Annotated in this window: 28 protein-coding genes and 1 tRNA gene; 12 read left to right on the forward strand and 17 right to left on the reverse strand. The window is 69.0% G+C overall.

Features of this window, described 5'->3' with window-relative positions:
- Positions 1-149 precede the first annotated feature (149 nt).
- Entirely contained in the window at positions 150-443 is a 294-nt protein-coding gene (locus KUM44_RS24590; RefSeq protein WP_217211131.1) for a hypothetical protein, read from the forward strand.
- A 154-nt stretch (positions 444-597) separates the two neighbouring features.
- Here KUM44_RS24590 and KUM44_RS24595 read toward each other — a convergent pair whose 3' ends face one another.
- The 5 genes from KUM44_RS24595 to KUM44_RS24615 all read right to left on the reverse strand — a co-directional run bounded on the left by KUM44_RS24595 (position 598) and on the right by KUM44_RS24615 (position 3041).
- Complete coding sequence (locus KUM44_RS24595) at positions 598-945, reverse strand: hypothetical protein (protein WP_254390036.1); 348 nt, start codon at positions 943-945, stop codon at positions 598-600.
- A gap of 305 nt (positions 946-1250) precedes the next feature.
- Positions 1251-1580, reverse strand: a complete 330-nt coding sequence (locus KUM44_RS24600; RefSeq protein WP_217211133.1) for a hypothetical protein — start codon at positions 1578-1580, stop codon at positions 1251-1253.
- 255 nt (positions 1581-1835) lie between these two features.
- Entirely contained in the window at positions 1836-2198 is a 363-nt protein-coding gene (locus tag KUM44_RS24605) for a hypothetical protein (protein ID WP_217211137.1), read from the reverse strand.
- 336 nt (positions 2199-2534) lie between these two features.
- The gene (locus KUM44_RS24610) at positions 2535-2771 is read right to left on the reverse strand and encodes a hypothetical protein (RefSeq protein WP_217211138.1); all 237 of its coding nucleotides are present in this window, start codon (positions 2769-2771) and stop codon (positions 2535-2537) included.
- A 192-nt stretch (positions 2772-2963) separates the two neighbouring features.
- Positions 2964-3041: transfer RNA gene (locus KUM44_RS24615), tRNA-Thr, on the reverse strand.
- A gap of 216 nt (positions 3042-3257) precedes the next feature.
- Here KUM44_RS24615 and KUM44_RS24620 point away from each other — a divergent pair.
- The 3 genes from KUM44_RS24620 to KUM44_RS24630 all read left to right on the forward strand — a co-directional run bounded on the left by KUM44_RS24620 (position 3258) and on the right by KUM44_RS24630 (position 5826).
- Complete coding sequence (locus KUM44_RS24620; RefSeq protein ID WP_217211139.1) at positions 3258-4349, forward strand: ABC transporter ATP-binding protein; 1092 nt, start codon at positions 3258-3260, stop codon at positions 4347-4349.
- Positions 4350-4558: 209 nt separating this feature from the next.
- Positions 4559-5017, forward strand: a complete 459-nt coding sequence (locus tag KUM44_RS24625) for a hypothetical protein (RefSeq protein ID WP_217211140.1) — start codon at positions 4559-4561, stop codon at positions 5015-5017.
- Between the two features lie 77 nt (positions 5018-5094).
- Positions 5095-5826, forward strand: coding sequence for a nucleotidyltransferase family protein (locus KUM44_RS24630; protein WP_217211141.1), 732 nt, complete (start codon positions 5095-5097; stop codon positions 5824-5826).
- A 220-nt stretch (positions 5827-6046) separates the two neighbouring features.
- Here KUM44_RS24630 and KUM44_RS24635 read toward each other — a convergent pair whose 3' ends face one another.
- The 6 genes from KUM44_RS24635 to KUM44_RS24660 all read right to left on the reverse strand — a co-directional run bounded on the left by KUM44_RS24635 (position 6047) and on the right by KUM44_RS24660 (position 12323).
- On the reverse strand, positions 6047-7681 hold the full coding sequence (locus tag KUM44_RS24635) for a DoxX family protein (protein ID WP_217211206.1): 1635 nt from the start codon (positions 7679-7681) through the stop codon (positions 6047-6049).
- 134 nt (positions 7682-7815) lie between these two features.
- Positions 7816-8757, reverse strand: coding sequence for a 23S rRNA (guanosine(2251)-2'-O)-methyltransferase RlmB (gene rlmB, locus KUM44_RS24640; protein WP_217211142.1), 942 nt, complete (start codon positions 8755-8757; stop codon positions 7816-7818).
- Positions 8758-8855: 98 nt separating this feature from the next.
- A complete protein-coding gene (cysS, locus tag KUM44_RS24645; protein ID WP_217211143.1) occupies positions 8856-10253 on the reverse strand; it encodes a cysteine--tRNA ligase in 1398 nt (465 codons plus the stop codon).
- 52 nt (positions 10254-10305) lie between these two features.
- Entirely contained in the window at positions 10306-10806 is a 501-nt protein-coding gene (ispF, locus tag KUM44_RS24650) for a 2-C-methyl-D-erythritol 2,4-cyclodiphosphate synthase (RefSeq protein ID WP_217211145.1), read from the reverse strand.
- Positions 10796-11572 (reverse strand): 2-C-methyl-D-erythritol 4-phosphate cytidylyltransferase, encoded by a 777-nt coding sequence (ispD, locus tag KUM44_RS24655; protein WP_217211147.1) that lies wholly within the window; start codon positions 11570-11572, stop codon positions 10796-10798. Before ispD ends, ispF begins: the two co-directional genes overlap by 11 nt.
- A gap of 268 nt (positions 11573-11840) precedes the next feature.
- Positions 11841-12323 carry a CarD family transcriptional regulator gene (locus KUM44_RS24660; RefSeq protein WP_003953493.1) on the reverse strand — a complete coding sequence of 161 codons (483 nt, stop codon included), beginning with the start codon at positions 12321-12323 and terminating at the stop codon, positions 11841-11843.
- 614 nt (positions 12324-12937) lie between these two features.
- Here KUM44_RS24660 and KUM44_RS24665 point away from each other — a divergent pair.
- Positions 12938-13609 carry a copper chaperone PCu(A)C gene (locus KUM44_RS24665; RefSeq protein ID WP_217211149.1) on the forward strand — a complete coding sequence of 224 codons (672 nt, stop codon included), beginning with the start codon at positions 12938-12940 and terminating at the stop codon, positions 13607-13609.
- Positions 13610-13713: 104 nt separating this feature from the next.
- Here the strand turns inward: KUM44_RS24665 and KUM44_RS24670 are convergent, their stop codons facing one another.
- On the reverse strand, positions 13714-14394 hold the full coding sequence (locus KUM44_RS24670; protein ID WP_015659563.1) for a response regulator transcription factor: 681 nt from the start codon (positions 14392-14394) through the stop codon (positions 13714-13716).
- Entirely contained in the window at positions 14391-15734 is a 1344-nt protein-coding gene (locus tag KUM44_RS24675; RefSeq protein WP_217211152.1) for a cell wall metabolism sensor histidine kinase WalK, read from the reverse strand. Before KUM44_RS24675 ends, KUM44_RS24670 begins: the two co-directional genes overlap by 4 nt.
- A gap of 301 nt (positions 15735-16035) precedes the next feature.
- Here KUM44_RS24675 and phoU point away from each other — a divergent pair, with 301 nt between their 5' ends.
- From phoU to KUM44_RS24695, 5 genes are all read left to right on the forward strand, one after another.
- Positions 16036-16737, forward strand: coding sequence for a phosphate signaling complex protein PhoU (gene phoU, locus KUM44_RS24680; protein WP_217211154.1), 702 nt, complete (start codon positions 16036-16038; stop codon positions 16735-16737).
- Between the two features lie 124 nt (positions 16738-16861).
- A complete protein-coding gene (locus KUM44_RS47255) occupies positions 16862-17044 on the forward strand; it encodes a hypothetical protein (RefSeq protein ID WP_308402711.1) in 183 nt (60 codons plus the stop codon).
- A 182-nt stretch (positions 17045-17226) separates the two neighbouring features.
- Entirely contained in the window at positions 17227-17475 is a 249-nt protein-coding gene (locus tag KUM44_RS24685; RefSeq protein WP_217211160.1) for an SCO4226 family nickel-binding protein, read from the forward strand.
- 258 nt (positions 17476-17733) lie between these two features.
- A complete protein-coding gene (locus tag KUM44_RS24690; RefSeq protein ID WP_217211163.1) occupies positions 17734-18060 on the forward strand; it encodes a carboxymuconolactone decarboxylase family protein in 327 nt (108 codons plus the stop codon).
- A 257-nt stretch (positions 18061-18317) separates the two neighbouring features.
- The gene (locus KUM44_RS24695; RefSeq protein ID WP_217211214.1) at positions 18318-19085 is read left to right on the forward strand and encodes a hypothetical protein; all 768 of its coding nucleotides are present in this window, start codon (positions 18318-18320) and stop codon (positions 19083-19085) included.
- A gap of 774 nt (positions 19086-19859) precedes the next feature.
- On the opposite strand, the gene KUM44_RS24700 is transcribed toward KUM44_RS24695, so the two are convergent.
- A complete protein-coding gene (locus tag KUM44_RS24700; RefSeq protein ID WP_308402712.1) occupies positions 19860-20768 on the reverse strand; it encodes a LysR family transcriptional regulator in 909 nt (302 codons plus the stop codon).
- Positions 20769-20951: 183 nt separating this feature from the next.
- Between KUM44_RS24700 and KUM44_RS24705 the strand changes: the two genes are divergently transcribed.
- Both KUM44_RS24705 and KUM44_RS24710 read left to right on the forward strand, forming a co-directional pair.
- Positions 20952-21623, forward strand: coding sequence for a type 1 glutamine amidotransferase domain-containing protein (locus KUM44_RS24705; protein WP_217211165.1), 672 nt, complete (start codon positions 20952-20954; stop codon positions 21621-21623).
- Positions 21624-21664: 41 nt separating this feature from the next.
- Positions 21665-22360 carry a type 1 glutamine amidotransferase domain-containing protein gene (locus tag KUM44_RS24710; RefSeq protein WP_217211166.1) on the forward strand — a complete coding sequence of 232 codons (696 nt, stop codon included), beginning with the start codon at positions 21665-21667 and terminating at the stop codon, positions 22358-22360.
- Between the two features lie 351 nt (positions 22361-22711).
- Here KUM44_RS24710 and KUM44_RS24715 read toward each other — a convergent pair whose 3' ends face one another.
- The 3 genes from KUM44_RS24715 to KUM44_RS24725 all read right to left on the reverse strand — a co-directional run bounded on the left by KUM44_RS24715 (position 22712) and on the right by KUM44_RS24725 (position 24375).
- Positions 22712-23065 (reverse strand): helix-turn-helix domain-containing protein, encoded by a 354-nt coding sequence (locus KUM44_RS24715; RefSeq protein ID WP_217211167.1) that lies wholly within the window; start codon positions 23063-23065, stop codon positions 22712-22714.
- 648 nt (positions 23066-23713) lie between these two features.
- Entirely contained in the window at positions 23714-24025 is a 312-nt protein-coding gene (locus KUM44_RS24720; protein ID WP_217211168.1) for an SCO5918 family protein, read from the reverse strand.
- Between the two features lie 47 nt (positions 24026-24072).
- Complete coding sequence (locus KUM44_RS24725) at positions 24073-24375, reverse strand: hypothetical protein (RefSeq protein ID WP_217211169.1); 303 nt, start codon at positions 24373-24375, stop codon at positions 24073-24075.
- Between the last annotated feature and the right edge of the window lie 74 nt (positions 24376-24449).

Consider the following 24449-nt stretch of genomic DNA (forward strand, 5'->3'; position numbering starts at 1 on the left):
GTAATTTCCGGGCCATCGGCCAAGATGGTGAGAATTTCCTGAATTCGGCGCGCCGCCCATTGCTCCGGAATACTTCCTATTAGCCTCCGTAACTGTTCGAAGTCGATCCGAAATGGATCGCAACCCACTTCACTCCACCGGAGAAGAACATGCACAAGCTCCGCAAGGCCGCCGTCCTGGTCGCCGCTCTCGGGAGCGTCGGACTCCTGAGCGCCGGCGCCGCCCATGCCGACGGAGGCGGCTGGGGCCAGAAGGGCACGAACGTGGATGTCCTACAGAGCAGCAACTGCAGGTCGCACGACGCCAACGTCGACGTCCTCGGCCAGGTCGGCATCGCCAACGGCCTGGGTGGCAACCTGCTGAACGGCGAGGGCAGCCCGGGCGCGCAGGAGACCGGGCTCGGCTCGGAGATGGGCTGCAGCAACAGCGCGTTCGGCAAGTGACGTAAGCCGCTTCCTTCCCCGGTGCCCCGGCCTTCAGGCCGGGGCACCGGGCTTTTGCCGACCGCTCCCCGCCCCGTGAAGCACCGTCTGAGGGCCGAAAACCGAAATGCCGGACCAGGATCACTCCCGGTCCGGCATCGGCCGCTCACGCGCCTCAGAAGTCGAATTTGGGGATCTTGATGCCCTTGGGCAGCTTCGCCGTGTTGTTGCACTCCACAACCGGCCCGGACTTCACGGACCCGCCGTTCATGATGTGCTCCCGGGGCCCCACGACACGAGGCCGCTCGACCGTCGAGCAGTCCTGCCGCTGGTGGAGGGCGTAGCCGTTGCGCTTGTCCTTGTGGACGACCTCGCTCTTCTTGACGCAGACGATGTCTCCCTGGGCGGTGAACGTGCAGGCGCCCTTGGGCTCGTCGGCGTACGCCGGCGCGGCACCGCTGTAGATCACGGCGAGGGCTCCCAGGAGCCCCGAGACGGTTGCGATCCTCTGTCGACCGTTCATGTACGGCGTTCCTTTGCAAAGGTCGAGTACGACGGAACTGCGGCAGCCCGGCCGCGCACCCTGACGGGTCTGCTGCGCGGCCGGGCTGCATTTGCTAAGGGTGTTGTCCAGCACACCGTTGAAAACAGCTCGGTCTGATCCAGGAGCTGGGCGTTCAGACCGCGCGATATGCATAACGGTGTTCCGACGGAAATCGATGCGCCTGTCGTGACGCTTCACCGCGTTGGCCCGGGGGGCCGGCGGTGGTCACGACGAAATTCGCAGTGCCCTGAAACCCGCGCATCGAACCCTCGGCGTCCTGCTGCTTACTGAGCGGCGTACGACGGGGTGGTGTACGACGGAGCGCTGTACTCGCCGTATCCGTACTCCGGCGCGGCGGCCTTCGGAGCGGCCTCCGGCGCGGCCTGCGGAGCGGCCTGCGGAGCAGCGGCGGGAGCCGCCTCCGGAGCCGCGTGCGCCTTGTCGGCCGGCACACCCCAGTTGGCCACGGCGTTCGCCGTCGAGGTGGACACCGCGGAGACGATCTGACCGTCGTAGTCGCCCTCGTGAGCGATAGCGGTGCCGGCCCCGGCACCGAAGGCGGACAGCCCTGCGACAGCCGCGGCTACGACCGCAACGCGCTGAAACCTGCGCATAATCTGACCCTTTCTTCCCGGGCACGAAGCCCTGGTTGACTACTTAGTGTGAGCATATACACGTAATCCGTAGCAATTTGGGATCTTTGACCCTTCTCTGTGTCGTGTCGGCTTATAAGGCAACGCCGTTCCCCCGAGGCCGAGTCACGGGCGCGGGAACGCGGTCACCCGATTGCCGGTCGGCCGCCGTTCGGGCGCGAAACAGCGGCTGGCCGCACCGGTCAACCCGGTACGGCCAGCCGCTGTTTGAGGCGCTCAGCCCAGAATGCGGGCCAGCAACGGGCCGGCTTCGCTCGTGTCGTTGTTGGCGGCCGCGGGCGCGGGCGTCAGGTCGGAGCAGGTGATGTGCGGGCCGATCCGCGTCTGCCCGTTGGCCAGCAGGCCGGGCGTGGGCAGTGTCAAGGGCTTCGTCGGCTGGCAGTTCATCGACCGGCGGACGGTGAACCCGTCACCCTCGGGCGTCTGTCCCTGGAGCTGCTCGGTGCAGACGATGCTGCCCTGCGCGTCGAGCCCACAGACGCCCGGGCCCGCGGCGTGCGCCTGGCCGGCACCGAGACAGGTCATGGCAAGGCCGCCGAGAAGCCCGGCGACAGCCGCGATCTTCTTTCCGTTGAACATGTGTTGCGTCTCCTTTTGCGGGGGTTGCCCGGGCGCAATACACCGCGAACCGGCCGCGCCGGGCCCTGGGGGTGTCGGAGAGACAGGCCCCTGCGCCCGGTCCATGTCCGGGACAGCGGAGGCCTTTTCGCTTACGAAGTGAAGGACCGACCTGAGGGTGACTGATCCGCGAGGGACCAACCGCTCATCGGCGCGCCGGAGTTCAGGACCGCAGCGAACGCATACGGGGCCGAGGGAGCGCCCTCGCGCTCCGGGCAGCCGCACATGAACGGGCCCCCTCGGGGGTGACCCCGAAGGGGCCCGCGGAAGGCGTCGCGCACGACCGAGCCGCCGACCTCAGCCGGTGAAGGCGTTGTTGAACTGGCCGCAGGTGGTGTCGAAGGTCTCGGAGAGGCCGAGCACAGCGATCGGGATGTCGGCCTCGCCGACCGTCTGCGGGCTGCACTCCTGGTACGGGCGGTACAGGTCGGACACGGACGGCCCGCTCCCGTACGCGACACCGGTACCGGCACCGATGGCGGACAGGCTGCCGGCCGCCGCCGCGACGATCATGACCTGGTGAAGCTTGCGCATGGAACCCTCGGATTTCATTACATGTACATTGAGGCTGATTGCCTACTGTGACTGAACGAACACTAGCAGTAGCGATGCTATTCCACGCCGGGGCATGTCCCGTGTTTCAACGGGGAGTTGCCGGGCGGGCGAATGAAAAGAAGGAATGAAAAACGAACCGCGGGGCGGTGTCATCGACAACCGCCCCGCCTGTGGAGCCCCCTGTCGGATTCGAACCGACGACCTGCTGTTTACAAGACAGCCGCTCTGGACCAGCTGAGCTAAGGAGGCCTGCACGCGCTGTCACGCACGCGCCCGTGCAGTGTACCCAGGTTCCGAGGGGGCCCCGTCGAAAATTTCCGCGAAGTTCACATGCCTCCAGGTACTGACATACAGGCGAACGCCAGGTACCGTCCAGATCCAGTCCGCACATGTGGACTAAACCAACCACCTTCCTACAACGGATCGTCCGGCACGTTCCTGCCGGTAGAAGGGGGCCCATTCACCATGGCCACTGTCTCGTTCGACAAGGCGACCCGGATCTACCCGGGTTCCGAGAAGCCCGCCGTGGACGCGCTCGACATCGAGATCGAGGACGGCGAGTTCCTCGTTCTGGTCGGCCCGTCCGGCTGCGGCAAGTCCACCTCGCTCCGCATGCTCGCGGGGCTCGAGGACGTGAACGCCGGCGCCATCCGCATCGGTGACCGCGACGTCACGCACCTGCCGCCGAAGGACCGGGACATCGCCATGGTGTTCCAGAACTACGCGCTGTACCCGCACATGACCGTCGCCGACAACATGGGCTTCGCGCTCAAGATCGCCGGTGTGCCGAAGGCGGAGATCCGCCAGAAGGTCGAGGACGCGGCGAAGATCCTCGACCTCACCGAGTACCTCGGCCGCAAGCCGAAGGCGCTCTCCGGTGGTCAGCGTCAGCGTGTCGCCATGGGTCGCGCCATCGTGCGTGAGCCGCAGGTCTTCCTCATGGACGAGCCGCTGTCCAACCTGGACGCCAAGCTCCGTGTCTCGACCCGTACGCAGATCGCGTCGCTCCAGCGCCGTCTCGGCATCACCACCGTCTACGTCACCCACGACCAGGTCGAGGCCATGACGATGGGCGACCGCGTGGCGGTCCTCAAGGACGGTCTGCTCCAGCAGGTCGACACCCCGCGCAACATGTACGACCGCCCGGCCAACCTCTTCGTCGCCGGCTTCATCGGCTCCCCCGCCATGAACCTGGTCGAGGTGCCGATCACCGACGGCGGTGTGAAGTTCGGCAACGCGGTCGTTCCCGTCGACCGTGACGCGCTCTCCGCCGCCACCGACAAGACCGTCACCGTGGGTGTCCGCCCGGAGCACTTCGACGTGACCGGCTCCGACTCGGGCCAGGGTCTCGCGGTCACCGTCAACGTCGTCGAGGAGCTCGGCGCCGACGCGTACGTCTACGGCACCGCCAAGGTCGGCGGCGACGACTCCAAGGACCTCGTCGTCCGCGTCAGCGGCCGTGACGTGCCGGAGAAGGGCAGCACGCTGTACATCGTCCCGCGTTCGGGCGAGACCCACGTGTTCTCGACCTCCACGGGTGCGCGGCTGTCCGACTGAGGCAGTACAACCCCGGGTAATTCACCCAGGTTGACGAAGAGGGCCCCGCAGACGGCTGCGGGGCCCTCTTCGCTGTCGACAAATACCCCGGCATACCGGTCATTTCGAGGACTGCGCGTCAACCCTGTACCCAAAAACAAGGGCCTCTTCGTCCCCCGAACCGGTGACTAAATGTCGCCATATCAGCACCGAACGCTACCCTCACTCGCGTGAAGCACTCCACCATCCAACAGACACGACGCGGCCACCGGGGCCCCGCCCGCCAGCTCGGCCGCACACTCGCCCTCGTCCTGCCCGTCTTCCTGGTGCTCTCCGGGACGCTCGCGGTCACCCGGGTCAACTGGTCGGGGGACCCCTCGGACTCGGTGCTGACCGCTACCGACGTCTCCAGCGCGGGCAAGGGGAGGAACGCCGCCCCCCGCGCCCCACAGGACGTGCTGCGCGATCAGCTCCTGACCGAGTTGCAGGAGAAGAACCCCGGCGTCGCCCTCACCCACCTCCAGCAGGCCGTCGACGAGCGCCCGTCGCTGGCGCGGCACTGCGCCTCGATCGCCCGCGCGCTGGGCCGGGCGGCGGTCCGTGTGTACGGTCCGACGCGCGCGCAGTCGTATGCCCGCCCCGTCTGTGACACCGCGTTCGCCTCGGGCGTGGCCGCGGCGCACAGCTAGCGAATGACGACCGGCGGGCGCTGGAAGAACGGTTGTCGGCCCGATGCCGCGAGCGGGGCGCCGCGTACAGTTCGGTCATGACTGATCCGAACGCCGCGTCCCGCCCCGTTCAAGCCGTCGTCCTGGCCGGCGGCCAGGGGTCCCGACTCCGCCCGTACACCGACGACCGGCCCAAGCCGATGGTCGAGATCCCCGGCACGGGGACGCCGATCATCGGCCACCAGCTCGCCTGGCTGGCCGAGGAGGGTGTGACGGACGTCGTGGTCAGCTGCGGCCATCTCGCCGAGGTGTTGCAGGACTGGCTGAAGTCGGCCGAACTGCCGGTCCGCGTCACGACGGTCGTCGAGGCGGAGCCGCTCGGGCGGGGCGGTGGCCTGAAGTACGCGGCCGCGCATCTTCCGCATCCGGATCGGCCCTGGTACGCCACCAACGGGGACATCTGGACCCGTTTCTCGCTGCGCGACATGGCGGACTTCCACACGGAGCGCGACGCTGTCGCCACGCTCGCTCTCGCGCGGCCGCGCATTCCTTGGGGCGCGGTGAAGACCGACGGCTTCGGGCACATCACCGACTTCATCGAGGCACCGCCGTCGACGTTCGAGATCAACGCCGGTGTCTACGTCTTCTCGTCCGCCTTCGCCGACCTGCTCCCCGCCCGCGGCGACCACGAACGCACCACGTTCCCCCACCTGGCCCGCGAACGCCGCCTGGCCGGGTTCCCCATCCCCCAGGGCGCGTACTGGCGAGCCATCGACACGGCGAAGGACCTCACGGAGGCGGCGAAGGAACTGGCGGCGCTGGGTCGCTGAGGCGAATGCCCGCGCCGGTCCGGGTCTTCAGCCCGTCCGGCGTTTGAGGACGAGGCCGTAGGCCGACGGGGGTCCAGGGGGCGGCAGCCCCTGGCGGGGTCGAAGGGGAGCCCCTTCAGGATGGGACGGGCAGGGGCGGCGGGGGCGAGGGATCTGGGCGTACGGCGATGGGCCCCGGAGGGTTGCTTCTCCGGGGCCCATCGGCGATGCAGGGGGCGGGTCAGCCCAGTAGACCGCCTACCAGGCCCGGTTCCTCATCGGACGAGCCGCCCGTTGAGCCACCGCCGCCCGAGGACGGCCCCCCGGAGGTCGGACCGGTGCTGGTGCTGGGAGCCTCGTCGGCCGGCGCCGACTGCTGAGGCGGGGCCTGCCCGGCCGTCCCCTGCGTCTGGCTCGGCGTACCGGCACCCGCGGTACCCGTGTCACTCGTGGCCCCCGGCGTCGTAGCGGCCCCCGACGGGGTGGCCGCCCCCGACGTGGCGCCCTGCGTGGGCGAGTTGGAGGCCGACGGCGTCTTCCGGTGCCGCTGGCCGGGCTCCTGCGGGAGAGGCGAGCCGGGCAGCTCGTTGCGGGGAGCCTCACCGGGGCCGGGAACCACCACACGGTCCGCGTCGCGGACCGCGCCGCCCAGCAGGGAGCCGACCAGCAGGGTCAGGCCGGTGACGATCGCCGTGACCAGAGCGCCACGACGCAGGACGTAACTGCGCAGTTCCCAGATGTCGGAGCGAGGGCCGAGCCGGCGCCAGGCCATGCCCGCGAGACGGCCGTCGATGGAGTAGACGGGCGCACCGGCGATGATCAGCGGGGACCAGGCGGCGAGGAAGATGATGTCGGGGGCGTCGTAGACCGGGACGCTCTTCCAGCTGACGGTGACCAGGAGCGCGGCGGAGAGCAGGGCGCCGACCACCGCGGCCACTCGCTGCCAGCAGCCCAGGACCGTCAGGACGCCGACGATGACCTGGAAGAAGGCGATGACCAGGCCGGAGCCGACCGGGTGCTCGAGGGCGAACTGGCGGAGGGGCTCGGCCACTTCCCAGGGGTGCAGCGTGTTCAGCCACTTCACCATCGAGCCGCGCTTGCCGCCGTCGAAGTAGACGGGGTCGCACAGCTTGCCCATGCCGGCGTAGATGGAGATGAAGCCGAGGAAGACCCGGAGGGGGAGCAGGACGACGCCGAGGTTCATGCGGCGGCCGGGGTAGTAGGCGTGCCGCGCCGGGTCGTCGCCGGATCGCCTGAGCCGGGTGTCGGGCGCGTCCGCTCCATGGCTCTCGTCTACGAACTCCTCGTCGTCGTAGTCGAGTTCCTCGTCGTACGCGCCCTCTACCGTGCGCATGTTCGGGAGCAGCCGTGCCTCGAGCGACTCGTGTGTGCGCTGTGCGCCCACGATCGGCGTCTCGACCGTCTGCTCCAGCACGTCGTCGTAGCCGCCGTCGTAGCCGCCACCGACGTCGACTCGCGGGATGACCTGGGTGCCTCCGCCACCGGGGAACGGCTCGTCGCCATGGCGGACGCTGCCGTCCCGGACCGCTTGGAGGAGGCGGTGGGCGCCGGTGTCGTCCGGCGCGGACGTGCCGTTCCAGACGGCGACCCGGCGGCGGGCGCCGGTGGCCGCTCCCGCTCTGCCGGCCGCGTTGGCGGCGGGGATACGGGCGGTGTCCTCGGTGGCGCTCAAGTGCCGTGTGATCCGCGGGGATTTGCTACGCCCGGTCGACGCGCCCAACAACACGCGGAAACTCGCGTGATTGACGATGATCTGCGCCGGATCGCTCGGCACCTTCACCATGCTCAGCGCGGGAGCGTCGTCGTATCCCGACGAGCGGTCCCCCGTGGGTGTGCGGGGTGTTCTGGTGTCCACACTCAACTAACCGAGTGACGTGTGGTTTGGACACTGCCTTGACCGGTCCGATCTGTCCGGACCCCGTCAAGGATGCGCAGGTCGCACCACTGTCACCAGAATTAACCCGCACGGGTGACGCCGCGGATGTCTGTTCAGACGCGTCGGCGAGCGGCCTCGTAGAGGACGATCCCGGCCGCCACACCGGCGTTGAGCGACTCCGCGCCGCCCGGCATCGGGATGCGTACGCGGAAGTCGCACGTCTCGCCGACCAGGCGGGACAGGCCCTTGCCCTCGCTGCCGACCACGATGACCACCGGGCCCTGAAGGGCCTGAAGGTCGCCGAGTTCGGCCTCGCCGTCGGCGGCCAGGCCGACGACCACGAGGCCCGCCTTCTTGTACGACTCCAGCGCCCGGGTCAGGTTCGTGGCGCGGGCCACCGGAGTGCGGGCCGCCGTACCGGCGGAGGTCTTCCAGGCACCGGCCGTCATGCCAGCCGCGCGCCGCTCCGGTACGACGACGCCGTGGCCGCCGAAGGCGGAGACCGAGCGGACGACGGCACCGAGGTTGCGCGGGTCGGTCACGCCGTCCAGGGCGACGATCAGCGGGTCGACACCCTCGTCGTACGCGGCGGCGGCCAGGTCCTCGGGGTGGGCGTACTCGTACGGCGGGACCTGGAGAACCAGGCCCTGGTGGTTCAGGCCGTTGGTCATGCGGTCCAGCTCGGGGCGCGGGGCCTCCATGAGGTTGATGCCGCCGCGGTCGGCGGCGAGCTGGAGGGCCTCGCGGACGCGCTCGTCGTTGTCGATGAACTGCTGGACGTAGAGGGTCGACGCGGGGACGCCCTCGCGGAGGGCCTCGACCACCGGGTTACGGCCGACGACCATCTCGGACGTGCCCTTGCCGCCGCGGCCGCGCGGCGCGGGACGGCGCGCGGCCTGCTTCGCCTTGGCGGTCGCGATGCGGTTCTTCTTGTGCTTCTTGCGCATCTCGGCGGGCGGGGTAGGGCCCTTGCCTTCGAGACCCTTGCGTCGCTGGCCGCCACTGCCGACCTGCGCGCCCTTCTTGCCGGACATGCGGCGGTTGTTCGCGGCCATGACCTACCTGTCTGTCGTGAGCGTTCGAATGTACGTCTATGCAGTGTGCCGCCCGGAGGGCCGGGCGGCACAATCGATCTTCCGCGGGACCGGTTCGGTCAGCGCGGGCCGAGGGTCCAGCGCGGGCCCTGCGGGCTGTCCTCGATGACGAGGCCGGACTGGCCCAGCTGGTCGCGGATGGCGTCCGCGGTGGCCCAGTCCTTGCGGGAGCGGGCCGCCTCGCGCTGGTCCAGGACCATCCGGACCAGGCTGTCGACCACGCCGTGCAGATCTTCGCCGCGGTCGGTCTCGCCGGCCCAGTGCGCGTCGAGCGGGTCCAGGCCGAGGACGCCGAGCATGGCGCGCACCTCGGCGAGGCGGGCCACGGCGGCTTCCTTGTCGTCGGCGGCCAGGGCGGAGTTGCCCTGCCGGACCGTGGTGTGGACGACCGCGAGCGCCTGCGGGACGCCCAGGTCGTCGTCCATCGCCTCGGCAAAGGCCAGCGGCACCTCGGCGGACGGCTCGACGACACCCGCCTTCTCCACCACGCGCTGCACGAAGCCCTCGATCCGCGCGAACGCCGACTCGGCCTCGCGCAGGGCGTCTTCGCTGTACTCGATGGTGGAGCGGTAGTGCGGGGTGCCCAGGTAGTAGCGCAGGACGATCGGGCGCCACTGCTTGACCATCTCGGACACGAGCACGCTGTTGCCGAGCGACTTCGACATCTTCTCGCCGCTCATGGTGACCCACGCGTTGTGCACCCAGTAGCGGGCGAACTCGTCGCCGTACGCCTTGGCCTGGGCGATCTCGTTCTCGTGGTGCGGGAAGATCAGGTCGAGGCCGCCGCCGTGGATGTCGAACGCGGAGCCCAGGTACTTGTGCGCCATCGCCGAGCACTCCAGGTGCCAGCCCGGGCGCCCGCGTCCCCACGGCGTCTCCCAGTCGGGCTCGCCCGGCTTCGCGGCCTTCCACATCGCGAAGTCGCGCGGGTCCCGCTTGCCGGAGATGCCGTCCTCGGCCGGCTGCCGCATCTCGTCGAGGTCCTGCCGGGACAGCTCCAGGTAGGAGGGCCAGGAACGGACGTCGAAGTAGACGCTGCCGTCCGCCTCGTAGGCGTGTCCGCGCTCGATGAGGCCGCGCATCATCTCGACCATCTCGGTGACATGACCGGTGGCGCGGGGCTCGTAGGTCGGCGGGAGGCAGCCGAGGGCGGTGTAGCCGTCGGTGAAGGCACGCTCGTTCTCGTAGCCGATCGACCACCAGGGGCGGTTCTGGTCGACGGACTTGGCGATGATCTTGTCGTCGATGTCCGTGACGTTCCTGATGAACGTCACGTCATAGCCGCGGTACGCGAACCAGCGGCGCATGATGTCGAAGTTCAGTCCCGAGCGGATGTGCCCGATGTGCGGCGCGGCCTGCACGGTGGCGCCACAGAGGTAGATCGAGACACAGCCCGGTGAGAGCGGGGTGAAGTCACGGATCTGCCGGGCGCTGGTGTCGTACAGGCGAATCGTCACGGGTCCAGGGTAGTCGGCGATGCCCAGTGCCTCGGACGGTTGTGGATAACAGTCAGATCGTGGTCCGCACCACGAGCGCCGTGGCCACGGCCATCAGCCCTTCACCTCTACCGGGGAACCCCAGTCCGTCGGTCGTCGCTCCCGACACCGACACCGGCGCGCCCGCGGCCTCCGAAAGGATCTTCTGCGCCTCGTCGCGCCGCTTGCCGATCTTCGGGCGGGGGCCGACCACCTGCACCGCGATGTTGCCGATCCGAAAGCCCGCCTCGCGGACGATCCGGGCCGCCTCCGTGAGGAGTACGACGCCGGACGCACCCGACCACTCGGGGCGCCCCGTGCCGAAGTGCCGGCCCAGGTCGCCGAGGCCGGCCGCCGAGAAGAGTGCGTTGCACGCGGCGTGGGCGACGACGTCCGCGTCGGAGTGGCCGGCGAGGCCGGGGCCCTCGCCCTCCCACTTCAGGCCCGCGCACCACAGTTCGCGGCCCTCTTCGAAGGCGTGGATGTCGGTGCCGATGCCCACCTGGGGCAGCGGCATCAGCGGTTCAGAAGCCATCGTTCAGCCTCCGGCGCGCCAGGACCGCCTCCGCCAGGACCAGGTCCAGCGGGCGGGTGACCTTGAAGGCCTCCTCGTGGCCGGGCACGACCACGACCGTCAGGCCGAGCTGCTCGACCATGCTCGCGTCGTCGGTGACGTCGCCGGTCACCGTCTCGTGGGCGCGGATCAGCGTGGCGCGGTCGAAACCCTGCGGGGTCTGTACGGCGCGGAGGCGGGCGCGCCGTGGCGTGGCGACCACCGGTTCGGGCTCGCCCGTGACGGTGGCCGGCTCGACCTCCTTGACCGTGTCGGCGAGCGGCAGTGCGGGCACCACGGCCGGCGCCCCGTCCCGTACGGCCTCGATCACCGCGTCCACCGTGTCCACCGGGACCAGGGGGCGCGCCGCGTCGTGCACCAGCACGATGTCGTGGTCCGGCGGCAGCGCGTCCAGGCCCAGCTTCACGGACTCCTGGCGGGTCTCACCGCCGGGGACCACCAGGAAGTCGGTGCGCTCGGGCAGCGCGTGCGCGTCGAGCAGGCTCTTGACCTCGGCAGCGCCGTCGGGCGGGGCGACGACGACCACGAGGGAGACGGCACGGGAGGCGGCCATCGCGCGGACGGCGTGGATGAGCATGGGCGTGCCGTTCAGCGCGCGAAGCGCCTTGGGGGCGCCGGGACCGAGGCGTACACCCCGTCCGGCGGCCGGGATCACAACGGCGGTACGGGCCCCGGTACGGCCTTCGGAGGGGACACCCGTGGGCGAAGGACGCGAAACGTCAGACATCGGTTCCTGTCAGGTTTGTGTGCTCTGCCTACGTGGGTATGGCCTCAGCGTGCCGGGTGGGACGGCTTGACCGAACCCTTCCGTGACAACGGTCGAGCCAGCTGCCCGGACCCGGCACATCAAGTATCGGGGGCGCCCCCGAGATGGACGCACCCGCGTCGTCAAGCGAACATGCCGCAGCGCCCGGCGACAGCAATAACGTCATCGGGCACCGCGGCACTTTTTAAAGCAACACAGCAGTGTGCTGAACTGAGGCGGACGGACCGCGTCAGGACGCGAGGACCTCGTCGAGCAGGGCCTCGGCCTTGTCCTCGTTCGTGTTCTCCGCGAGGGCGAGCTCGCTCACCAGAATCTGGCGGGCCTTGGCGAGCATGCGCTTCTCACCGGCGGAGAGTCCGCGCTCGCGCTCACGGCGCCACAGGTCACGCACGACTTCCGCGACCTTGATGACATCGCCGGAGGCGAGCTTCTCCAGATTTGCCTTGTAACGACGCGACCAGTTCGTGGGCTCCTCGGCGTACGGCGCGCGCAGCACCTCGAAGACCCGGTCCAGCCCGTCCTGACCGACCACATCACGCACGCCGACGAACTCCGCATTGTCCGCTGGCACACGTACCGTCAGGTCACCCTGGGCGACCTTCAGCACCAAGTAGGTCTTGTCCACGCCTTTGATCTGGCGAGTTTCGATGGCCTCGATCAGCGCGGCCCCGTGATGGGGATAGACCACGGTGTCGCCAACCTTGAACGTCATGTGACAGGTACCCCTTCCGTGGCTATCCAGGGTAACACGGAAACTGCGGGTTCTGAATGGCGTTTTCGCAGGTCAGGGCATATCTCGGGGCTTGACAAGTCCAACACGAACGTGCTGCGCGGGCCGAGCGGAAGAAGGTATTCGCAGGTCGGAGCAGCTCTACGGGCGAGGAGAAACGCGCACGCTACACGCATCCGGAGGCACCTCCGACTGACCGAACGTACACATATGTCCGGTTCCGAGTGTGCGACTTTCGCTACTCCGTTCGGCGTCACAGAGCCGGGTCCCGGACGAATCCGGAATTGATCACAGCCAGGTCGGGGGCACAGTCGTTGATCAATTTCAGGAAGTTCGCGCATTCCTTCACGGAAATTTCGCGGGGGTCTTGCGAGGGGGCTTATGTGAATGGCGGACGAGCGCCGGGCAATGTGACTCCCGGGCCACCTGGGGGTGAAGGGACGGGTGGTGGAAGAGGTACTTCGGCGGCACTTGGGCGCTGAGGGGAGGGTCGGGTGCGGTCGCGCAGGAACGGCTCGGTAACCTGAGGCCGCTGACAGACACTTAGGGCGGCTTCAAGCAGCCCGCCTCGTTCGAGTCAAGGAGTTGCCGCCGCCGTGAGCAGCAGCCTTCGACGCGGCGCCCTCGCCGCGGCCGCCATCGCGTTCTCGATCACGTCGCTCGGTGCGTGCGCCGCCGGCAACAACAGCCAGACGCTGGAGATCAAGCCGGACAACGCGGCGACCACCGTGGGCGACATCAAGATCCAGAACGCCATCGTCATCACCCAGCCCGACCTGGAGTCGACCGGCCCCGCCGCGGTCTCCGCGACCCTGTTCAACTCCGGCCGCACCGCGCAGACACTGGACTCGATCAAGGTGGACGGCACCGCCAAGAGCGCCCAGCTCAAGCCCGCCAAGGGCGGCAGCCTCACCATCCCGGCCGGCGGTTCGCTGATCATCGGCGGCAAGGACAACGCCTCCGCCACCCTGCCCAGCAGCCGTGAGGCCGTCCAGGACGGCAACGCCCAGAAGATCACCTTCACCTTCAGCAAGACCGGTGACGTGAGCCTGCGCGCCTTCGTCGTCCCGGCCGAGCACTACTTCGAGAGCTGGGGCCCGAGCAAGGTCCCGGCGGCGCCGGGTACGTCGGCCTCCCCGAGCGGTTCGCCGACCGGCGCTGCCTCCGCGGGCGAGACGCCGGGCGCCGGCACCGAGGCCGGTACCGGCGCGGGCACGGGCGCCGCGACCCCGTCCGACAGCGCCTCGCAGTCGGCTGCCGGTCACTGAGCTGCCGTACGGCAGCTGTCGAGCCGTAGAAAAGGGCGGGGCCCCGGATTTCCGGGGCCCCGCCCTTTGTCGTACGGCTTACGTCTGCCGTTCACGTCTGCGGTTTAGGGCTCGAACTTGTAGCCCAGACCCCGCACCGTCACCAGATACCTGGGCGCGCCCGGGTCCGGCTCGATCTTGGCGCGCAGGCGCTTGACGTGGACGTCCAGGGTCTTGGTGTCACCGACGTAGTCGGCGCCCCAGACGCGGTCGATGAGCTGCATGCGGGTCAGGACGCGGCCGGCGTTGCGCAGGAGCATCTCCAGGAGGTCGAACTCCTTGAGGGGGAGGTCGACCTTGGAGCCGGAGACCGTGACGACGTGACGGTCGACGTCCATGCGGACCGGGCCCGCCTCCAGGGCGGCCGGGGTCACCTCCTCGGGCTCGCCGCGGCGGCGCAGGACGGCCCGGATACGGGCGACCAGCTCGCGCGAGGAGAACGGCTTGGTGACGTAGTCATCGGCTCCTATTTCCAGGCCGACCACCTTGTCGATCTCGCTGTCCTTGGCGGTGACCATGATCACCGGGACGTTGGAGCGGCCGCGCAGCTGGCGGCAGACCTCGGTGCCCGGCAGGCCGGGCAGCATCAGGTCGAGGAGGACGAGGTCGGCGCCGTTGCGCTCGAACTCGTCGAGTCCGTCGGGCCCGGTGGTCGCGACGGCGACCTCGAAGCCCTCCTTGCGGAGCATGTACGACAGGGCGTCGGAGAAGGACTCCTCGTCCTCGACGACGAGCACACGGGTCACGGAAGGACCTCCGGGGCGGAAAGCGTTTCGTACGCGGTTGAGTCAGGGGGTGAATCGGGGGATCTACGGGGATTCGATGCGGCGGACTGCCCGGCCTCGTCATCGAGATCGGGGTGCTGCTGTGCGCGGTCGCGGGCCGCACCCGCCTCCGGCAACCGCAGGGTGAACGTGGAGCCCTGTCCCTCGGAACTCCACACCGTGACCTCCCCGCTGTGCGAGGCGGCCACGTGCTTGACGATCGCGAGACCGAGGCCGGTGCCACCGGTGGCACGGGAACGGGCCGGGTCGACGCGGTAGAAGCGCTCGAAGATGCGCTCCTTGTCCTTGTCCGAGATGCCGATGCCCTGGTCGGTCACGGCGATCTCGATGAGGTCTCCGCCCGGGGCGCTGACCCGGCGGGCGGCGATGCCGACGCGGGTGCGGGCGGGCGAGTAGTTGACGGCGTTCTCGACGAGGTTGCCGAGCGCGGCGGCGAGCTGGCCGCGGTTGCCCCAGATGCTGAGGTCGTCGCTGGTGTTCGCCGCCCGTCGCCCGCCACCACCCTGATCGGGCCCGTCGGGCACCCCTACGTTCGAGGTCATGGTGATCTGCTTCGTGCCCGCGGCGTGCCGGCAGCGGTCCATGGCCTCGGCGACGAGTTCGTCGACGCGGACCGGCTCGGCGTCCTCCAGCGGGTCGTCGTTCTGTACCCGGGAGAGGTCGATGAGCTCCTGCACCAGGCTGGTGAGCCGGGTCGCCTCGATCTGCATCCGTCCGGCGAACCGCTCCACCGCCTCGGGGTCGTCGGAGGCGTCCATGACGGCCTCGGAGAGGAGGGAGAGCGCGCCGACCGGCGTCTTCAGCTCATGGCTCACGTTCGCGACGAAGTCACGCCGCACCGCCTCTATGCGCCGGGCCTCGGTGAGGTCCTCGACGAGGAGGAGGACGAGGCGGGAGCCGAGGGGCGCGACGCGCGCGGACACGGCGAGGGCATCGCCGCGTCCGGTACCGCGCCGGGGCAGATCCAGCTCGACCTGCCTTATCTCGCCGTCCCGTCTCGTGTCCCGGGCCATCTGGAGCATGGGCTCCACGGAGAGCTTGCCGCCGCGCACCAGACCGAGGGCGTACGCCGCCGAGCTGGCCTTGACCACGGCGTCCCCCTCGTCGAGGACGACGGCGGAGGAGCGCAGCACCGACAGGACCGTGTCCACGCCGGGCGGCAGGACGGGGTCGGTGTGCAGGGAGGTTCGGGTGGGTCGCTTCAGGTCGCGTTCGCTCCAGCGGAACGCCAGCATGGCGATGACGCCGGTGAGCACCCCGGCTATCGCTGCCGCTGCGGCGACCGCCGCGTTCACGTCCATGCACCCAGGTTAGGCATGGCGCAGGCAGTGGCCACAGCCGTCGGAGGGCGAGCTCGAACACTCGTCGCCCAGAGTTCACCTTGGAGCCAGTGGTGGTTCATTTGGGGTGGCGGAAACGGACGCGTAGAGCCCGAATAGTGGACGTGTGGGGTTCGCACAGGTGGTTTGGCGTGGGATCACACTGGCGGTTTCACGACAGTCCTACTGTCGTTTTCGCGACAGTCTTACTGTCGGAGGTCCGGACGGTAAGACTTTCCGGACAGTAGGACTTCCGGCTTGATGGCACTAGAGAGGGACCCTGATGCGGGACGCGTACCACGAGGAACTGGACTCGATCGGCGACGGTCTGGTGGAGATGGCCCGGCTGGTCGGGTCGGCGATCGGGCGCGCCACGACGGCGATCCTCGACTCCGACCTGAAGCTGGCCGAAAGCGTGATCGAGGCCGACCAGAAGGTCGACGACCTCCAGCACGACCTGGAGGCCCGGGCCATAGCCCTGCTGGCACGCCAGCAGCCGGTGGCGACGGACCTCCGTATCGTCGTCACGTCGCTGCGTATGTCGGCGGACCTGGAGCGCTCGGGCGACCTGGCCCAGCACGTGGCCAAGCTCACCCGGTTGCGCTACCCGGAGCGGGCGATCCCCCAGGACCTGCACGCCACCATCCTGGAGATGGGCCAGCTCGCGCAGCGTCTGATGGCGAAGGCCGCCGAGGTGATCGTCACCAAGGACGTCGACCTCGCGCTCCAGCTGGAGCAGGACGACGACGAGATGGACCTCCTGCACCGCACCCTCTTCCAGCACCTGATGGACGAGCGCTGGAAGCACGGCATCGAGACGGCGGTCGACGTGACGCTGCTCGGCCGTTACTACGAGCGGTACGCCGACCACGCGGTGTCCGTGGCCAAGCGTGTGGTGTACCTGGTGACGGGTGAGCACGCGGATGAGCTTCAGACGGACATCCAGCCGGAGATCCAGCCGTCGGCGGGGGTGGAAGGGGCGTAAGCCGTAAGCCGTAAGCGGGGTTGCGGCTTGACTGTTCGGGGCGTGCGCAAGCCTCTGTGCGCCGTTGATGCGCCCAGGGGGGCGGGCATGGAATGGGCACAGGCTCCAGCCTCGAGGAGGATCCATGGCCGAATCTCCCAGCAGCCGCAACACCCGCAGCACTCCCGGTACGACACCCGACCCCACCCAGGAACGCCCGTCCGAGCAGCCCGCCGACATCAGGAGCCTCCCGCTCTTCGGCGCCTGCGGCTGCGGCTCGGGGTGCGGGTGCGGGTGCCAGTCGGGGAATCCTTGCCAGTGCGGGTGAGGACTCTCGTACGACGGTGAGAGCACGACGGTGAGAGCACGGCGGTGAGGGCTCCGGTGCGGTGGACGTGCCGGGGCCCTTTGCTGTGCCCGTTTCTCCGCGTGCTCGCAGTGCCGTACGGGCGCAGCATGGAAGGAGAGCGGGCGCGAGCGCACTCCTGGAAAGGGAAGGAGGTGCGAGGCATGGCTCAGTTCATGGACGTGCACCGCAACATGAAGGGCATCACGGCCGACCAGCTCAGGGAGGCCCACAACGCGGACCTCGCCATAGAGAAGGACGAGCGCGTGCACTTCGAGCGGGCGTGGGCCGACCCCGAGTCCGGCCTCGTCTACTGCCTCTCCGAGGCACCCTCGGCCGAAGCGGTCCAGCGCATCCACGAGCGCGCCGGGCACAAGGCCGACGAGGTCCACCCGGTCCCGCTGTCGATCTGAGCGCGCGGGCGGAACGTTCAGGGCACGATAGGTAGAGCTCGATGCACAACAGCGAAGGAGACGGCCCCCGGCCTGCGGACGACGCGGCCGGGGGCCGACGCGTGGCGAAGGGGCGCAGGTCACCGGGCACCGCCTCGACGGGCGGTCCCCGGGAAACGGACTTACGGTCGAGCGGTGGACGCTGCACAGGTGAGGCGCCCTCACGCGCCGGCACCGGCCGTCGGCTTCCCTCACGACACCAACTGGAGGCGACCCGCCATGGCTACAGCTTCTGAAACCCCGGTACTGGACACCCTCGCCGCCATGACGACCGACTCGCTCGAACGGTGTGGCCTGGTCCCGGAGACCTTCATGCTCACCCGCATCGCGGCCCTCGCCGCTTCGGACGCCCCGCCGATCTCGTACGTCGCCCATATCGACCCTGCCATCCAGGCCGGGCTGACCGCCGAGCAGGTGCAGGATGTGCTGGTCGCCATCGCGCCTGTGGTGGGTACGGCGCGCGTCATGACGGCGGCGGGCAACATCGCCAAGGCGCTTGGCATCAGTATTGCGGTTGCGGAGGCGGAGGCCGAGGGGCGGGCGTAGAGAGATGAACCGGTACGGCCGCGTGGACGAACCCTGAGACTTCAGCCGTAGCAGCCCGCGCGGACCTGCTGCCGTCCGGCACTGTTGATGTCACTCGTGGATGTCAGCCTGAGCTTCGCGCCCGCTTCACCGTTGCTATTGGCTCATCACGCTTCGCACCCGTCCTGGGGCGGCCGTCCCAAGGCCCGCGTCACCCGGTAAGGTGGCGATCTTCGGCCGGCGGAAGCCGTACGGAGTCCTCGAAGGCCGGGCACATGATGCATCTCGCCGACCATCCGGCACGCCGCCGCCTCAGCGCCGCCCTGGGCAGTCTCGCCGTCACTTTCCGCGGCATGACCGCGCATCCGGACGAGCACAACTGCGAATGCCACTGGGGCAGTGCGGAGGAGCTGTCCCTTCTGAAGACACCGGACGTGGAGCTGGAGCCGGATCTCCTGCGCCGGGCGTGGCAGGCCACCGACTGGACCGATCACGCGGCCGTACTGCGCCGCATCCTGCCGCAGTTCGGCCAGGCCCTGGTCGCCGGTCGCGCGGAACCCCTGTTCGGCCTGGAAGAGGCCGGGTCCTCCTTCGCCCGCGGCCGCTGGCAGCAGTGGCCCGACCACTGCGCCGGTTCGGTACGCGAGTTCCTGCATGCCTGGTGGGAGAACAGCCTCACCGATCCGGATGCGGTCGTCCCGGCACATCAGGTCTTCGTGATGTGTGCCGAGGCATCCGGATCGGTCGGCCCCTGGCTTGCCGAATGGGAGAAGCAGACCGGGTATCTCAGTGACCGCCGTCTCGCTGAGGCGGCGGCGGAATGGGAGTACGAACTCCTGGGAGACAGCCTGCCGTGGAACGTCGGCTGGTACGAGCACGACGAGGAGGAGATGCGCGCCGAACTGGTCGCATGGCTCCTCGGCCACGCCGCGGTGCGGCTCCGCGAGTCGGGCGCACCGGCGGAGCTACGGAACCGGATACGGCTGCTCGGACTCGCCGACGACGACCGCTGGACGGATCCACACTGGCCAGGCCACCGCTACTGACGACGAGCCGGCGCGGCGGCTCCCGTGGCTGCACGCCCGGTTCCGACGAGACCTCGGCGCCGGGCCGCGCCATCGCTGAGTTGCAGAGGCCGGCTGGCCACGGCGAACGGGCCACACGAGATGCCGCCGCTGCTGGAGGAGGAGCTGATGCGACGGCTGTGCGAGGCCGCTGGCCTGGGGCTGGTCCGCCAGCGAGCAGCGTCATCGCGGCGACCGGCGGGGCGGTGGCGATCGGCGACCTGAGCGTGGCAGCCGGTGTCAGCAGCACTCTTCTGGCACAGCGGTTCAAGGAGCTCATCGGCGTCACGCCGAAGCGGCTGGCCCGCACCTACCGCTTCGCCGCCCCCGTGTTCGTGAGCAACCAGGCCTACTTCGGCCACGAGTTCCGGGCGTTCACCGGGCTCGCCCGACCCGGTACGTCCAAACAGCAACCCCGGGCCTCTGGCCTGGGGGTTTCGCGTGGCGCGGGTGACGAGAATCGAACCCGCGCTCTCAGTTTGGGAAGCGACGGCGCTTGGGTCGCTATATCGCTTCTGACCTGCGAATATGCTGCTTCCGGTGCAGCTTCGAGGGCTGGTTTTGCCCGCTGTCTACCGTCGTTGTCCGGTCTTATGGGCACGCTTTGGGCACGAGCCGACGCCTGGATGCCGTGTAGGGCTCGACTCGTCCGCTGCGGCGCTGCTTCACCGGGTGCGGGTATGTCGCCTACGCGCAGCCATACAGATGCAGACTCGGAGCCTCCGTTCGGTCATCCGCCCACGCCGCTGGGTCGGCTCACCAGGTTTTCGCGGCGGCCAGCAGGTGCTCGCGGACGAGTGTCACGTGCGGGTTGGTGGAGCTGCCCGGGCGCTGGACGAGGTAGGAGGTGTTGATCGGCGGGTCCTCCGGCTGGTGCAGCAGACGGAGGACGCCGGAGGCGAGTTCGGTGCGGCACAGATAGCTGGGCAGGACGCTCCAGCCGGCGCCGACGGTGACGGCGGTGAGGACGCTGCGCAGGTCGGGGACGGTGATCGCGGCCTGGGCGTGCAGACGGCGGTCGAAGACGTGGCGCCAGTAGCGGCGGGCGATGGGCAGATCCTCGGCGTAGGCGATCAGCGGAAGGCTCTCCAGGGCGGTGGGCAGCTCCTGCCCCTTGAGCCGTTCTGCCCATACCGGTGCGGCGACAAGGACGAACTCCTCGTCGCCGAGGAGTTCGGCGTGCAGCGTCCGGCCACGGGGCCGCCGGGTGGCGACGACGAGGTCGTGGCGCCCGGCCCGCAGTTCTTCGAGAAGTGATTCGGTCATCCCGGTGGCCACCCGCAGCCGCACGCCCTGCGCGACCAGCCGGGCCAGCACCGTGAGGCCGAGAGTGCCCAGGAACTCCGCGGGTCCCGCCAAATGCACCGGCGCCACGGTGCTGCTCGGCTCCTCGCCGGTGAGGACGGCCAACTGGTCGAGGGGCGCCGACAGCCGGGCGGCGAGTTCGTCCGCAGGGGGCAGCGGAGTGACGCCATGCGCCCGGCGTTCGAACAGCTCGCGGCCCAGGCGCCTCTCCAGTGCCCGGATGTGCGTGGTGACGGTGGACTGGGACAGGCTCAGCTGACGCGCCGCGGCGGTGAAGGAGCCCAGGCGGTGCACCGCGAGGAAGGTGCGCAGCAGATTCAGGTCCAGCGGACCGGACCCATGAATGTCCTGATCGCTCACGGCTTCGAGCCTACGAGGTAGGCATGCCGGCGAGGTGCCGTATGTCCCCGCACCAGGCATCGGTTCTTCGATACCCGCCATCGGTCTCTTCATTGGCGCCGGTACATCAACGGCTTTAGCTTCGAAGTCACGGGTCGCCCAGGAGACGAGGGAAAAGTGAGACAGAAAAAGATCCTTGCGGTCGTGACCAATCAGGCCACCTATGGGGCGAGCAAGCACCAGACCGGGCTGTGGCTGGGCGAGCTCGTCCATTTCTACGACAAGGCGGTCAAGGCCGGTCACACGGTGGACGTGGTGAGCCCGGCGGGCGGCGAGGTGCCGCTCGACCCCCGTAGCCTCGGTCGCTTGTTCGTTGACCGGACGGTTCGCGGGTATCTCGACGACCAAGCCTTCATGGACACCCTGAAAGCCACCCCTTCCGTTGCCGACACAGATCCGGACGACTACTCCACGATCTTCTTCACGGGTGGTCACGGCACCATGTGGGACTTCCCCGACAGCGCCGACCTACAGCGCACCGCCCAGGCCATCTACGCCGACGGCGGCATCGTCTCCTCGGTGTGCCACGGCGCCTGCGCCCTCATCAACCTCCGCGACACCGACGGGAACCCCCTGGTACGGAACCGCACCGTCACCGGCTTCGCGACGGTCGAGGAACGGCTGGCCGGCGTGAAGAGCAGGGTGCCGTTCCTCCTGGAGGACGAACTGCGCGCGAAGGGCGCCAAGTATGTGCGCTCCACCGTCCCGATGACGCCGCACGCCGTGCGCGACGGCCGCCTGATCACGGGACAGAACCCGGTGTCCACCAAGGCCGTCAGCGACTTGATCCTCGCTGCCCTGGCCGGCACCGAATGACGACACGACCCAGCAAAACCCCGACTGTAGGAGACCTCACCATGTCGAAGATCCTTTTCGTGATGACCGGCGCCGACCACTGGACGCTCGCCGACGGCACCAAGCACCCGACCGGCTTCTGGGCCGAGGAGGCCGTGACCCCGTACCAGACGTTCACCGCCGCCGGCCACGAGATCGTCATCGCCACGCCGGGCGGCGTCGTGCCGCCCCTGGACCAGGGCAGCCTGGCGCCGCAGTTCAACGGCGGCGAGGAGGGCGCGACGAAGATGGCGGACGCCCTCGCCTCGATCAGCGAGATCCAGCACCCCATCAAGCTGGAGGAAGTCGACCTCGACGACTACGCCGCCGTCTTCTACCCCGGTGGCCACGGCCCGATGGAGGACCTGGCCGTCAACGCCACCTCCGGCAAGCTCCTCGTCGACACCCTCACCTCGGGCAAGCCACTCGGCGTGGTCTGCCACGCCCCGGCCGCACTGCTGGCAGCCACCGAGGCCGACGGCGGCAACGCCTTCGCCCGCTACCGGCTGACCGGCTTCAGCAACGCCGAGGAGACGCAGGGTGGTCTGGCGACCAAGGCCAAGTGGCTGCTCCAGGACCGCTTGGTCGAGATCGGCGCGGATTACCAGGAGGGCGAGCCGTGGGCCCCGAACGTGGTCGTCGACCGCAACCTGGTCACCGGTCAGAACCCTGCCTCCGCCGGACCCGCCGCAGCCGAGATGCTCAAGAAGCTGGCGTGACCCACGGCTTCGGGATGACCATCCCCGGCACGTCCTGACTGGGCGGCGCGCCGAAGAGGCGGGGGGTCTTGACGGGTTTTCCTCGGCTTAAGGCACGCAGGGGGCGCGGCGCCTCAAATTGGCCTGGACAACAAGCAAACCCCAGGCCCTTTTGGCACCGCTGTTGACCGTGGTCGTCCGCTCTGAAGGGCACGTCATGGGCACGACGGTCGAGAGACGGACGACCGTCGAGGCGCCGCCGTCACCCGCCGCAGGACGCCGACATACGGCGCGCGACCTGCTTCCCAGGCGGGCGCTCATGGTCGATCGGACGTCGTGCGTGTTCGAGCAGGCCGCCACGCTTTCACGGGATCAGTGGGTATCGGGAACGGTGCTGTCGGGCGCTTCGTGCCCGGCCCGGCGGCGGTACTCGGCGTTGATGCGCTGAGCTTCCTCGAGCTGGTCCTCGAGGATGACGATGCGGCAAGCGGCCTCGATCGGGGTGCCCCGGTCGACGAGCTCGCGGGCGCGCGCCGCGATCCGCAGTTGATACCGCGAGTACCGGCGGTGTCCGCCCTCCGAGCGCAGCGGAGTGATCAGACGAGCCTCACCGAGGGCTCGGAGGAAGGCCGGGGTGGTACCGAGCATCTCGGCGGCCCGTCCCATCGTGTATGCGGGGTAGTCATCGTCGTCCAGACGATCACTGAGGGGGATATCTGCTGTCATGTCACCTCGTTGCGCAACGCGTCGAGGGGCCCTGGTGCCGTACGGCACCAGGGCCCCGAAGGAAATTCAACACCATCTGTCGGCCCTAATGCGGTGCCGACCTTCTGTTTCCGCTACCGGCCCTACAGAAGGGGGGTGCGGGGATCGCGGCTGCGTGACCGGGGACCACCTTCCAATCCGGGGTCTTGCGGTACCCGGGGCGAGTGCTTCTCGGACCGGGCGATCCTGATGGCGTCTGCTCCTCCGTTCTTCCTCTGAACCAACCACTTGTGAACTGGTACTGCGGTACTGCTCGGTGGTGCTGTTGGCGGCCCCTCGACCTGCGAGCCGCCCAGTGCGGTCCTCAGCTCCCGTCACCGTCCTGCGAACACCTTGGCTTCAGGACTCCAGGACCGCACTGACCTGCGAACTTCATGTACTGCAACCCGCCAGTTCGTGTCTGCCGGGCTTTGCTTGACCGGTGTCAACGAGAAAAGGTTAACCGTGCCAGACCTCAATGTCTACTCTGACAAGAGCAGATTTAAGCTCTGTGTGGGAACAGATAGCCTGCGACCTGCAACAACGGATGGCGAGACAGCCGTGAGGGCCCTGCCGACACATGTCGGCAGGGCCCTCACCGGGATCCTGATGGCGGTTTGCCGCCCGTCCTCATCCGTCCAGGGAGGCGGCGCCGAGCAGTGCCGACGCGGTCTGGAGCGGAGTGGTGACACGCATGGGCGCGGCGTCGGGGCGGGCATGGCAGGTGAAGCCGAGGCGGGTCATGGCCCGGATGACTTCGCCGCCGGTGAAGTCGCGGCGGTCCTGTCGGGTGATGACCTGGCCCACCTGCTTGACGGGGTAGCGACGGCGGCCGATGGTCACGGACTCACCCGTGACGATCTCGGGCGTGACGCCCTTCATCGAGGCCAGCACCCCGGTTTTGGTCAGGTCGAACGGGTACCGGGCGATGACACAGCGCATGATGCCTCACAGGAGGAAGAAGAACAGGCTGATTGTGGCGGGGCGGATCAGTGGGAGAGGGCGAGGACGCCCGGAGCCCGGCCGTGCTCCCCGACGGCGACGGGCCGAGGGACGGGCGAGGTGAATGGTCCGCCGAGTACGTCCCGTAGACGGATCCGGTCCGTGTACGTGGAACTGCCGCGGTGAACGGCGAGTTCGGCCAGGGTGATCGAGCCCGTGCACTGGTCGTCCCCGTCGCACAGGAGGAGGTACTCGACACGGGCACTGGCCATGACGGACAGGGCGACCTCGACGGTCATGTCGTCACTGACGCGGGGTCCGGCTGTCGCCATGTCGTCGACCGCGCTCATAGGGGAGAGAACCGCCTGTTGTCGCTGCGTCTGAACCGGTGTCAAAGCTGCCTCCTCGGGGATGGGTGAGCTTC

Origin of the sequence: Streptomyces sp. AC550_RSS872, assembly GCF_019049285.1 — a bacterium.
Lineage (GTDB): Bacteria > Actinomycetota > Actinomycetes > Streptomycetales > Streptomycetaceae > Streptomyces.

Coding starts and splice junctions, on each gene's coding strand:
- KUM44_RS24685 (WP_217211160.1), top strand. CDS start 17,227: ATGGCTCAGTTCATGGACGTGCACCGCAACATGAAGGGCATCACGGCC.
- KUM44_RS24620 (WP_217211139.1), top strand. CDS start 3,258: ATGGCCACTGTCTCGTTCGACAAGGCGACCCGGATCTACCCGGGTTCC.
- KUM44_RS24720 (WP_217211168.1), bottom strand. CDS start 24,025: ATGCGCTGTGTCATCGCCCGGTACCCGTTCGACCTGACCAAAACCGGG.
- KUM44_RS24600 (WP_217211133.1), bottom strand. CDS start 1,580: ATGCGCAGGTTTCAGCGCGTTGCGGTCGTAGCCGCGGCTGTCGCAGGG.
- ispF (WP_217211145.1), bottom strand. CDS start 10,806: ATGGCTTCTGAACCGCTGATGCCGCTGCCCCAGGTGGGCATCGGCACC.
- KUM44_RS24695 (WP_217211214.1), top strand. CDS start 18,318: ATGCATCTCGCCGACCATCCGGCACGCCGCCGCCTCAGCGCCGCCCTG.
- KUM44_RS24675 (WP_217211152.1), bottom strand. CDS start 15,734: ATGGACGTGAACGCGGCGGTCGCCGCAGCGGCAGCGATAGCCGGGGTG.
- KUM44_RS24660 (WP_003953493.1), bottom strand. CDS start 12,323: ATGACGTTCAAGGTTGGCGACACCGTGGTCTATCCCCATCACGGGGCC.
- KUM44_RS24710 (WP_217211166.1), top strand. CDS start 21,665: ATGTCGAAGATCCTTTTCGTGATGACCGGCGCCGACCACTGGACGCTC.
- KUM44_RS24715 (WP_217211167.1), bottom strand. CDS start 23,065: ATGACAGCAGATATCCCCCTCAGTGATCGTCTGGACGACGATGACTAC.
- ispD (WP_217211147.1), bottom strand. CDS start 11,572: ATGTCTGACGTTTCGCGTCCTTCGCCCACGGGTGTCCCCTCCGAAGGC.
- KUM44_RS24725 (WP_217211169.1), bottom strand. CDS start 24,375: ATGAGCGCGGTCGACGACATGGCGACAGCCGGACCCCGCGTCAGTGAC.
- KUM44_RS47255 (WP_308402711.1), top strand. CDS start 16,862: ATGGCCGAATCTCCCAGCAGCCGCAACACCCGCAGCACTCCCGGTACG.
- KUM44_RS24595 (WP_254390036.1), bottom strand. CDS start 945: ATGAACGGTCGACAGAGGATCGCAACCGTCTCGGGGCTCCTGGGAGCC.
- KUM44_RS24610 (WP_217211138.1), bottom strand. CDS start 2,771: ATGCGCAAGCTTCACCAGGTCATGATCGTCGCGGCGGCGGCCGGCAGC.
- KUM44_RS24690 (WP_217211163.1), top strand. CDS start 17,734: ATGGCTACAGCTTCTGAAACCCCGGTACTGGACACCCTCGCCGCCATG.
- rlmB (WP_217211142.1), bottom strand. CDS start 8,757: ATGGCCGCGAACAACCGCCGCATGTCCGGCAAGAAGGGCGCGCAGGTC.
- KUM44_RS24630 (WP_217211141.1), top strand. CDS start 5,095: ATGACTGATCCGAACGCCGCGTCCCGCCCCGTTCAAGCCGTCGTCCTG.
- KUM44_RS24590 (WP_217211131.1), top strand. CDS start 150: ATGCACAAGCTCCGCAAGGCCGCCGTCCTGGTCGCCGCTCTCGGGAGC.
- phoU (WP_217211154.1), top strand. CDS start 16,036: ATGCGGGACGCGTACCACGAGGAACTGGACTCGATCGGCGACGGTCTG.
- KUM44_RS24605 (WP_217211137.1), bottom strand. CDS start 2,198: ATGTTCAACGGAAAGAAGATCGCGGCTGTCGCCGGGCTTCTCGGCGGC.